Consider the following 9,904-nt stretch of genomic DNA (forward strand, 5'->3'; position numbering starts at 1 on the left):
AAAGATTCGAAAAAGTCGGAAATCGACCACCTTGGCAAGAGTTTTGTAGAATCGAGGCCGGATTTCTCAGTTGTGGCCTAGATTTTGTCACCCGGATTTCTCTAATGTGGTAATCCAATCCGGCAGCTTTGCGTGGATTTTCACCTTCATGTTGGCCATTATGTTATAGAGGCCAAAATAGGCTCGATTTATGTAGAGCGCATGTGGGTTGCCGCGGCCAGAGCTAATAAGCTTCCACTCTTCATCTCGGCTCGTCTTTTCAGAAAACGCCGCGATCTCGTCCATGTATTTTGGATCCGCAAAGTCGAATTCCTGAGTGTGAAATGGGCGTCCGAGTAGCTCGATGGATTCGCGAAAGATCTCAACAAGTTTACGGCGCTCCGCAGGTCCATCGTCCGGGAAAACCAGATCCAACTTCTCGAGCATCTCGGTAAAGATCGCGTCGTCATAGAGGCGCTCACGATCCAGAAGCTGAAAATAATCGTAATAATAGTCGTCGGGAACAACCTTGACACAGCCGAAATCGATCACCCAAAGAGTATTGTCTTTTACGATGAAGTTGCCGTGGTGGGGATCGGCATGGAAAGCGCGTAGAGTATGAACCTGAAAGTGGTAGAACTCCCAAAGTGCTTGGCCAACGAGCTGACTTTCGGGGGAGCCGTCCATACGCTGAGCGTATTGATCGAGCATTTCACCCTCAATCCAGTCCATTGTGATAATACGCTCACTCGACATGTCGGGGTAATAATTCGGAAAACGGGTAAGCGGGAGGTCGGCAGATTTTTGTGACAGATCAACGGAACGCTGAAGTTCGAGGTGGTAGTCGGTTTCCTCTAAAAGGCGGGCTTCCATCTCGACAAAATATTTTTCTACATCTGCCGAAGTGAGGTTGAACATCCGTGTAGCGAAGGGCTTCACGATGCGAATGTCTGACTTCAAGCTCTCCGCGACTCCGGGATACTGGATTTTGACAGCATAGGTATGCCCATCGCGCGTGGCACGGTGGACTTGCCCAATCGAAGCCGCGTTGATTGCACTCCGGGAAAATGAATCGAACATTTCGTCTGGATGCTTCCCGAATTGCTTCTTGAAAGTCTGAACGACCAGCGGGAACGAAAGGGGCGGGGCCGAATATTGAGCCTGCGTGAATTGGTCCCGGAAAGCTTGCGGAATGATGTTTCGATCGAGGCTGAGAAGCTGCGCCACTTTCAATGGGCCACCTTTCAAGCGGCTAAAGGCTTCGTAGCTAGCCTTGGCGTTGTCTTGATTAAGTGTCTCCTTATCGGCTTTACCGACCGCCTTTTTGGCGAAGTGGCGTGCGTAATTGGAGCCTATTTTGACACCTGTTGATGCCAGAGTCGCCGCGCGTGAAATTTTGCTTTTGGGTATGCTGGATTGTTCCTGCATGGCTATTGGGCGGGTTTGCCTATGATGAACCGGGCGAAGTCGAAGATGCTGTCTAAGACCTGGTTTCCTGTGAGATCAAAGGCGAGATTTACGGACTTCTCAATGGCTGCATCGGTGCGCTCGAAGCCCTCAGATTCGTCATCCAAAAAGAATTGGGTGATCCAGAGCACGTGCCCGAAAAATGCCCTTGGGTAGAGATCGAGTAGCCGACCACGATCGGCGATGGAACCGTCCTCTTTTCCTGCTTCTACGACGCTCTCGGCAAATTCCGTAACCGCCGTTTCCATTTTTTGGAGCCGCTTACAACAGAGGCTTCCTGCTTCCCTCGGGAAGCGTTCGAGCGCAAACGTGCGGTAGTTTTTGAGGTTCTCTAAATAAGTGTAAGTAAACGCTAACCACTTTTCACGAGCACTGTAGCCAGCGTAGTCTTCATCTGCGTTCAATGTTTCAATGGTGCCGCTGACGACATTTCCCCAGATCGATGCCTCCAACACGGATAGTGAGGAAAATAGTTTATAAAAATCCACTTCAGCTATGCCGACGCCTTTGCAAAACTTCCACACAGTAACCGGTGGCTTTCCGTGTTCGAGCACGTGATCAATGTAAGCATCGATGAATCTATCTCGGTCCATATCGGCCATACATCAACATATCGGCACAGGTGTTGAGTCAAATGAGGCGAAGATTTGGAGATTTGCTACTCAGGTTAATAAGTGCTTATCTGATTCTGCTAGTTTGTTCTGCAGAATGGCGGAGAGAGCGGGATTCGAACCCGCGGTACCCCTTTTGGAGGTACGACTCTTTAGCAAAGAGTTGCTTTCGGCCACTCAGCCATCTCTCCTCAATTGCCGTTGGACGCTTTTATACATTCGGAAGTTTTTGGTAAGATCAATAGTTTTGTGAGGCTGACGCGTTGCTTGGTCCGGATTTACGCTGTGCGCAAACCGGTCTTTTTGCTCGCTTTACTCGCTCGGAACCGCGGCTCAGCCCTCTCTCTTCTTATGAATTATAAGGCTGCATTCGACTCGCAATTCATTTCAGTCGCTTGAAAAGAGGGTCAGTTTGACGTTGAAATAGAGGGAACTGGGGGCAAGGTTGGCTTTTTAATGGCGTCAGCCACTACCTCATAAACACACATAATACCCAGACTGATTAATGCCTAGACCCGGTAATCGCCGTTTTAAGTCACGAGATCGCGGCCCCCGCAGAAACGATAGAATCCGAGCACCCGAGATACGTGTCATTGGACCGAATGGAAAGAATCTCGGCGTTTTGGAAACGAAAACAGCCCTCAAGCTTGCCCAGGATGCTGGATTGGATTTGATTGAGATTTCACCGACTGCGCGGCCCCCTGTTTGCCGCATCCTAGATTACGGAAAATATCTGTATGAGGAGTCCAAAAAGAAGAAGGACAACAAGAAGAGTGGCACTTCCAAGCTAAAGGAGGTCAAGTTTCGGCTCGGTATTGATGCGCACGATTTTGATACCAAGATCCGCCGGGCGGAGCGTTTTCTTTATGAGGGAAATAAGGTGAAATTCACGCTCACGTTCCGCGGCCGTGAAAATGAGCACCGCGATTTGGGCTTTGGGCGCATGGAAAATGTGGTCGCTCAGCTAGAACACGTTGGAACGATGGACGCCGATCCCAAGTTCGCCGGGCGCAATTTGGGTATGCTTATGTCTCCGCTTCCCAAAGAGCGTCGCAAGCTCAAGCTTGGCAGCCTGGATGATGAGGTTCTTGATGACGACGATGACGAAGAAGAGCTCGACGAGGACCTGTCTGAAGACGAAAAGTAGGTAAACCTTCTCCTGGAAACTAACTCTTAAGGGCTGGGTTTATTCACTACGACGCGTCATGCCTTTCCTTCGTTTCCTCTCGTGTTGTTTGATCTTTCTTGGATTCTGCTCCCTTAGTGGAGCTGAGAAGACGCTGCACGGGCGTGTTTATGTCGATGCCGAATCGATCGCTGCGCGCTACGGGATGCGGCATATCACCGTGGTCGCTTCGAAGCAGGTGCGCTTGCAAAGTCAGTGGACGCGTCTCGATTTCAAAATTCACCAGCGTAGCTTTGATCTCAATGGCTTGAAACATCCGCTGGGGTTCCCTGTTGCTCAATATCAGGGGAAACTCTGGATTTCTAAGAGTGATCTGTCACGGACCCTTGACCCGCTTTTAGTGCCACAAAAGACAGACCCGAAGCCCAAACTTTACCGTATTGTGATTGATCCAGGACATGGTGGTAAAGATCACGGGGCGATAAATAACTCCATGGGTATCAATGAAAAAATCCTGACGCTGAAGGTAGCAAAACGTCTAGAGAAACAGCTGGAGGCGCTCGGATACCGAGTGCTGCTTACCCGGGAAAGTGATCGCTATCTCTCCCTTAAAGACAGAGCGGCTTTCGCAAATCGGGCGAACGCAGATCTGTTTATTAGCATCCATTTCAACGCGGTTTCGAGCCAGTCTGTGCATGGTATAGAGACCTTTGTGATGACGCCAGAGGGCCAACCTTCGTCTTCTACCAGTCGCAGTCGTAGTAGTGACGGCCGTTCGTATATAGGAAACCGGAACAACACGTGGAATCTTCAGGCTGCGAGCCTGCTGCAGCGCTCTTTGATCGATGCACTGCCGCACGAAGCAGATCGCGGTGTGAAGCGGGCACGCTTCCAGGTATTGCGGGAAGTGAAGGTGCCTGGACTGCTGCTTGAGCTGGGTTTTTTGACTCATCCAGCTACGGCACGAAAATTAAAGAGCGAGGCCTATATCAATCACCTTGCAGACACAGTTAAGAATGGGATTTTCCAATATCAGAAGAAGCTCAATGAAGTCCGGGGACGGGGCTAAGATGGGTTTCACCGAGTTTTTCGGGGCGAAAGCAGTGAGTCCTCAGAACTTCTTTTTGCATCATGAATGCTCTCGGAAACTGACAAATTTCGATGACGAATAAGACAACCGTCACGATTTACTATAAGAAATCCATGGTGGTATGAGATGCCTATCCTATTGATCATCGCGGTTGCTGTGGGCGGGGCTCTGGGGAGCCTTGTGCGCTTTGCGATCGTTCAGCGCCTGAACGCCGAATTTTTCTGGGGTACGCTCTGTGTGAATGTGATCGGGGCAGCATTGATCGGCTGCCTGTTCGCCTTGGTCCGTAATGCTTCGACGCCGTTGAGTGCGGAGACGCAAGGTTTGTTGATTTTTGGATTTTGCGGTGGCTTGACAACCTTTTCTGCATTCAGCCTAGAATCTTTGAAGTTGATTCAGGACCAAAAAATTCTCATCGCGCTCAGTCATGCAGCTGTGCACGTACTCGGGTCCTTCGCGGCGGTGTCTTGCACTTATTACCTGACCCAGAAGATCCTTGATTGGGTCAGGTAGGTGGGACTTAAAATACCCGCTCCTAGCGCAGTTCCTGGCCAGACTTCACGTCGACGATCTTAAAGTTCTCGATGTGGAACTCGGGATCAGCGCGGAAGGCCAGGCGGCAACCGTAGGTATCTTCTATTTCAAGTAGCACACGCTCGTCGTCATGGCGTAGGCGTTCGAGGTTGAGCGGATGAAGATAGACGCGCAGTTGAACCTTATCTTCTGGATTCGTGCCGTTGCGCTCGTGACGGAGAATGCTGGTGATTTTTCGCTGAATCTCCACGGACATGGTGCGTGCACTTTTTACGATGCCTTTGCCGCTGCAATACGGGCAAGCGGTATACATGTGCGAAGCATTTGACTCCGAATGGCGCTGGCGAGTCATTTGCATGATGCCGAGCTGGGAGATGGGTAGGACGTGATTCTTTGCCTTGTCGCGTGCCATCTCATCGCGCATGCGTCCCAGGACGGCATTGCGGTCGCGCTTGGCCTTCATGTCGATAAAGTCGATAATGATGAGGCCGCCAATATTGCGCAGTTTGCACTGGCGTGCGACCTCAGAAGCAGCTTCGAGATTGGCCTGTAAGATAAAGTCTTTGCCGTCTTTTTTCTCGGAACGGTGGCCGCCGGTATTTACGTCTACAGAGATGAGCGCTTCAGTCTCCTCGATGACGATTTCACCACCCGAGGGTAAGGGCACTTTGCGCATGAACGTTTGTTCGATCTGACGTTCCACGTTGAAGCGTTCAAAGATGGGGATGTCTTCCCCAAAAAAGTGAATCTTTGATTTCGAGCGTGGAGAGATGGCGGAGACGACACGCAGGATGCGCTCGTAGTCTTCCTTGTTGTCGACCAATACTCGGTCAATATCCTCGGTGAGGAAGTCGCGGACGGTGCGCTCGATCAGATCGGGCTCCTGATAGAGGCAAGCAGGCTTCTTCAATTCGTTAATCTTGGCCTGAATCGACTCCCAGGTTTTCAATAGAATATGGAGGTCGCGGACGAAATAACGGGCTTTTTTGCCTTCACCAGCGGTACGGATAATCACGCCCATGCCTTCGGGAATGGTGAGTTCCTTGAGGATGGTTTTTAGGCGATTACGTTCTTCGCGTGACTCGATTTTACGTGAAATACCACACTGACCAGAAAAAGGCATCAGGACAAGGAAGCGTCCAGGAAGCGCGATATTGGTTGTGGTACGTGGGCCCTTAGTTCCGATCTGAGCTTTAGTGATCTGGACGACAATGTCTGTCCCGATCGGAAATTTCTTGGGCACGTCCTTAATCGACAAGCTTTCAGAGCCGGATTTGCGCTGTGCTTCAGTCTTGTTGTCTCGGATAATTTCGATGCCCGAATCCTCATTGTTTGCGGCAGGCACGATATCCCAGTAGTGAAGGAAAGCATTCTTGGGTTGGTTTATATCGACAAAGGCAGCCTTTAAGCCGGGTTCCAAGTTTTGGATCTTACCCTTGAAAATCGCACCGACCATCCGTTCTTCGCCTTCGCGTTCGACCTCAAATTTTTGCAGCACGCCATCGTCGAGTAGGGCGACGCGTTTTTCGAGTGGTTCGGAGTTGATGACCAGTTCCTTGTAGGAGCGTTTCTCTCGGGTAATGGCTTGCACGATTTTTTGAATCAGGGGTCGTTTCTTTGAGCGGTCTTTGGCGCCGGCTTTTAACTCGTCCTCAGGGACACGTTCGACGACCTTTTCGGCCGGCTTTTCCCGCAGTTCGGCGCGGCGTTTATCTTCAACCGTTTGGTTTTGCTTATCCTCGATGACTTCGAGTTTACGATCTTTTGTTTCCATGTTGCACGATAGGTTTTGCGGAGGAACTGCGCCGCAAACTGTGCAACCTTCTGTCTGTCAGGGGATAATGTATACTCATGAGTAATTCTTTCGATGACGGTATACACTTTGGATGAGACCTTGAAGGATGCAGCAGCTGAGAACGAAGGAGCCTCCGTAGCTTAGAAAAGGCAGGGGTAGTCCGGTGACTGGGGCGAGTCCCACAGTCATACCCACGTTAATAAAGACATGGACGAGGAACAATGTGCTCACGCCCACACATAAGAGTGTGCCAAAGTGATCCCGCGCTAATGCTGCGATGCGGAACCCATTGGCTATCAAAATAGTGAATATGCCTAGAATGATCAAACCACCGATGAAGCCGGTCTCTTCGCCGATGATTGAAAAGATAAAATCATTATGAGCCACAGTACGAGGAAGATAACCCAGCTTTGCTTGTGTCCCTTCAAGCCATCCCTTGCCCATCAGCCCTCCTATTCCCACTGTAATGAATGATTGCTTGGCGTTGTAAGTGATTTGGCTGCCATGCGGGTCCGCAGCATCGGGTGCGATAAATCCATAGATGCGATTACGCTGGTAATCGCGCAACGGGAGTTTCGACTCTTTCTCATAGAGGCTGCCATGCACTTTTGCATTTTCCCAAGCCGTGATTCCTCGATCCTCCAGAAAATTATGATAACGATAGATATCCAAGCCGACCACTGCAGATACAAGCGCAACAACAACTGAGGTCCCGACAAAAAATCGTCGGTTCAGGTTGGAAGCAAAAAGCATGGCGAAGATCATGGGAGGCATGGCTAGGGTGGTGCCTAGGTCAGGTTGGGTGGCAATCAGCGAGGCAGGCACACAAACTACTATCGCCACTTTTGCCAATACAATTAGAGAGTCGTTAATCCCTCCAAATTTCGACCGTGCCAAGACACTAGCCACCATAATGAGGACGCTGATTTTGGCGGCTTCAGAAGGTTGATAGTTCGTAATGCCCACATTGATCCAGCGGGTTGCTCCCATTTGAGTTACTCCCAAAGGTGTGTGCACAAGAGCCAATAGGGTAAGGGCGGCAAGGAAGATCCAGTGGGCTTTGGATAAAAGTATGCGGTAGTCCGTTATCGCCAGGGCTACATAGATACCGCCTCCGGCAACCATCCAAAATATCTGTCGCTTCCAACTTCCTCCTCCATAGGAAAGCTGGGCTGAATAGATAAAAGCAATACCGATAACGAGCAGCACAAACATGCAGATGGGTGAGATCCAGTCGGCATCCACAAGCGACTCCTTTTTGAAAAGTCGTTGATATTGCCTGTCGAATACGGACTGCTGCACTTCCAAAACCCACACGGCTTCAAGCCCTTAAGCAATCTTTTCTTGAAGATCTTGTGATACTAAACTTCATTGATGCATCGGCTCAACCGCCGGTTGGCTACCATCCTCTTTCATTATTCTCCCTAACGCTCCTTCATGCTCCCTGCTTTCGTCGCCTTCGTAGTCGGCCTATTGGTTGGTATCATCCTTCTCGTAGGTTTCGGAAGCGCTTGGGTGAAACGGGCCAAGGATGATGCGAAACGTATCCGGGCTATTGCGGAAAGAGAGGCCGAGGTGGAGCTGAATTCTGCTAAGGCTAAGACGCGTGCTGCTCTAGATCAGGCTCAAGCCGAGATCGAGATTGAACGGAAGAGACAGCTCGCTGACTTCGAGCAACGAGAGAAAGATGCCACCCGAAAATTAGAGGAGGCCGCCCAGGTGGAGGCAGATGCTGAAGCGCGTCGGGGGCTGCTCGAATCGCAGGAGAAGGAGCTGAGTGATGCGCACCATGAAGCAGAGAAATACCAACGACTTTATAAATTAAAGCTGCACCGCTTGACGGGAATTAGCCACGAGTTTGCTAAGAAAGAATTGATGGCAGTCGCCGATCAGCGGATCGCTAGCGAGATTGCGAATTATCGTATGGAGCGACTGAGCCAGGCTGAAGACGAGATCGATAGTCAGGCAAAAGCCATGTTGTTGGCGGCGATGCAACGCATTGCTACGAATCCGGCCCACGAGACGTCTGCTATTAACGTGCGTCTCAAAAACGATGATGAAAAAGGAAAAATCATCGGAAAAGAAGGGCGAAATATCCGCTCGTTTGAGACGGCAACAGGCGCGACACTTCTCATTGATGACACGCCGGGTATGGTGCTGGTGTCTTCTTTCGATCCGGTGCGCCGCGAGGTGGCACGTCAGGCCTTGATTGCTCTATTGAAGGACGGCCGGATCAATCCAGCGACGATCGAGGATACGGTGGCGCAGATCCAAAGCGACATGGATGCGCGGATTGTGGAGCAGGGTGAGACGGCTCTGCGCCGTTTGAGTTTACCTGAGATGCCGCGCGAGGTAACCGACTTAGTCGGTCGGCTACACTATCGTCTGTCGAATAATCAAAACACCCTGGAACACTCAGTTGAAGTGGGCTTTATCGCCTCACTCATCGCTTCAGAATTGGGACTGGATCCAGATATCGCGAAGCGGGCAGGGTTATTTCATGATATGGGGAAATGCGTCAGCCACGAATTCGAGGGTTCGCATGCAGCCATTGGTGCGGAAGTGCTACGGCGCAATGGTGAGGACATGCGCGTCGTGAATGCAGTTGCAGCCCATCATGAAGAAGTGCCAGCTGAAAGTATGTATGCTCCATTGTTGATGGTAGCGGACGCACTTTCTTCGACGCGTCCAGGAGCACGGTCTGATTCAATCGATGGCTACGTGCGCCGCATTTCTGCGCTGGAGGAGCTAGCATCTAAGCACCAAGGAGTGAAAGACGCCTATGCGATCCAAGCGGGTCGAGAGGTCCGCATCATTGTCTCTCCAGAAGAGGTAGACGATCAGGAAGCCCGCCGCCTCGCTCGTTTAATACGCAACGAAATCGAAGAAGAATTCAATTTCCCCAATCCGGTTAAAATCACCGTAATCCGCGAGACGCGGTTTACGGAAACAGCCAAATAAAACCGTTCTCCCATTTCACATCGTCATATTTGTGTAGGTCCCCCGTTGCCGCGAGAAGTTCGGGGTTATTGGGGTCCAAAAGCTGGGTCTTTACACGGCGATCCACCCATGTGGACGGAGTGTCTGCCTTTATTTTGTCGATCTACCTTCTTGCTTTGTGAGCGCACTCGTAACCAGCCAAATCTCGATTACGATCTACTATAAATACTCACATTCACAGCCATCCCATAGGGATGCGCTAAAAAATTAAAAAGTGGTTGGCTTTGGCGGACTTCCGATCAAGGAAGTCAGTTGATGAAAAAACAACCAAAACCAACCAAGCACTGTTGTGCCGTCTTCAA

General features: G+C 50.6%; 8 protein-coding genes and 1 tRNA gene. 4 read left to right on the plus strand and 5 right to left on the minus strand.

Annotated elements, in window-relative coordinates:
• Positions 1-87: 87 nt before the first annotated feature.
• The 3 genes from HRU10_05350 to HRU10_05360 form a co-directional block, all read right to left on the minus strand.
• On the minus strand, positions 88-1,407 hold the full coding sequence (locus tag HRU10_05350) for an AarF/ABC1/UbiB kinase family protein (protein NRA26660.1): 1,320 nt from the start codon (positions 1,405-1,407) through the stop codon (positions 88-90).
• A 2-nt stretch (positions 1,408-1,409) separates the two neighbouring features.
• The gene (locus HRU10_05355; GenBank protein NRA26661.1) at positions 1,410-2,039 is read right to left on the minus strand and encodes a TetR/AcrR family transcriptional regulator; all 630 of its coding nucleotides are present in this window, start codon (positions 2,037-2,039) and stop codon (positions 1,410-1,412) included.
• A 116-nt stretch (positions 2,040-2,155) separates the two neighbouring features.
• Positions 2,156-2,248, minus strand: a tRNA-Ser gene (locus tag HRU10_05360).
• Positions 2,249-2,562: 314 nt separating this feature from the next.
• Here HRU10_05360 and HRU10_05365 point away from each other — a divergent pair.
• The 3 genes from HRU10_05365 to HRU10_05375 all read left to right on the plus strand — a co-directional run bounded on the left by HRU10_05365 (position 2,563) and on the right by HRU10_05375 (position 4,786).
• On the plus strand, positions 2,563-3,204 hold the full coding sequence (locus HRU10_05365; protein ID NRA26662.1) for a translation initiation factor IF-3: 642 nt from the start codon (positions 2,563-2,565) through the stop codon (positions 3,202-3,204).
• A gap of 58 nt (positions 3,205-3,262) precedes the next feature.
• Entirely contained in the window at positions 3,263-4,252 is a 990-nt protein-coding gene (locus HRU10_05370) for an N-acetylmuramoyl-L-alanine amidase (GenBank protein ID NRA26663.1), read from the plus strand.
• Between the two features lie 147 nt (positions 4,253-4,399).
• Complete coding sequence (locus HRU10_05375) at positions 4,400-4,786, plus strand: CrcB family protein (protein NRA26664.1); 387 nt, start codon at positions 4,400-4,402, stop codon at positions 4,784-4,786.
• Between the two features lie 22 nt (positions 4,787-4,808).
• Here the strand turns inward: HRU10_05375 and HRU10_05380 are convergent, their stop codons facing one another.
• Together HRU10_05380 and HRU10_05385 are read right to left on the minus strand one after the other, a co-directional pair.
• The gene (locus HRU10_05380) at positions 4,809-6,581 is read right to left on the minus strand and encodes an Rne/Rng family ribonuclease (GenBank protein ID NRA26665.1); all 1,773 of its coding nucleotides are present in this window, start codon (positions 6,579-6,581) and stop codon (positions 4,809-4,811) included.
• Positions 6,582-6,656: 75 nt separating this feature from the next.
• On the minus strand, positions 6,657-7,817 hold the full coding sequence (locus HRU10_05385) for a rod shape-determining protein RodA (protein NRA26666.1): 1,161 nt from the start codon (positions 7,815-7,817) through the stop codon (positions 6,657-6,659).
• A 222-nt stretch (positions 7,818-8,039) separates the two neighbouring features.
• On the opposite strand from HRU10_05385, the gene rny reads away from it, so the two are divergent.
• Positions 8,040-9,563 (plus strand): ribonuclease Y, encoded by a 1,524-nt coding sequence (rny, locus tag HRU10_05390; GenBank protein NRA26667.1) that lies wholly within the window; start codon positions 8,040-8,042, stop codon positions 9,561-9,563.
• Positions 9,564-9,904: the final 341 nt, after the last annotated feature.

The organism is Opitutales bacterium, assembly GCA_013215165.1.
Taxonomy (GTDB): domain Bacteria; phylum Verrucomicrobiota; class Verrucomicrobiia; order Opitutales; family JABSRG01; genus JABSRG01.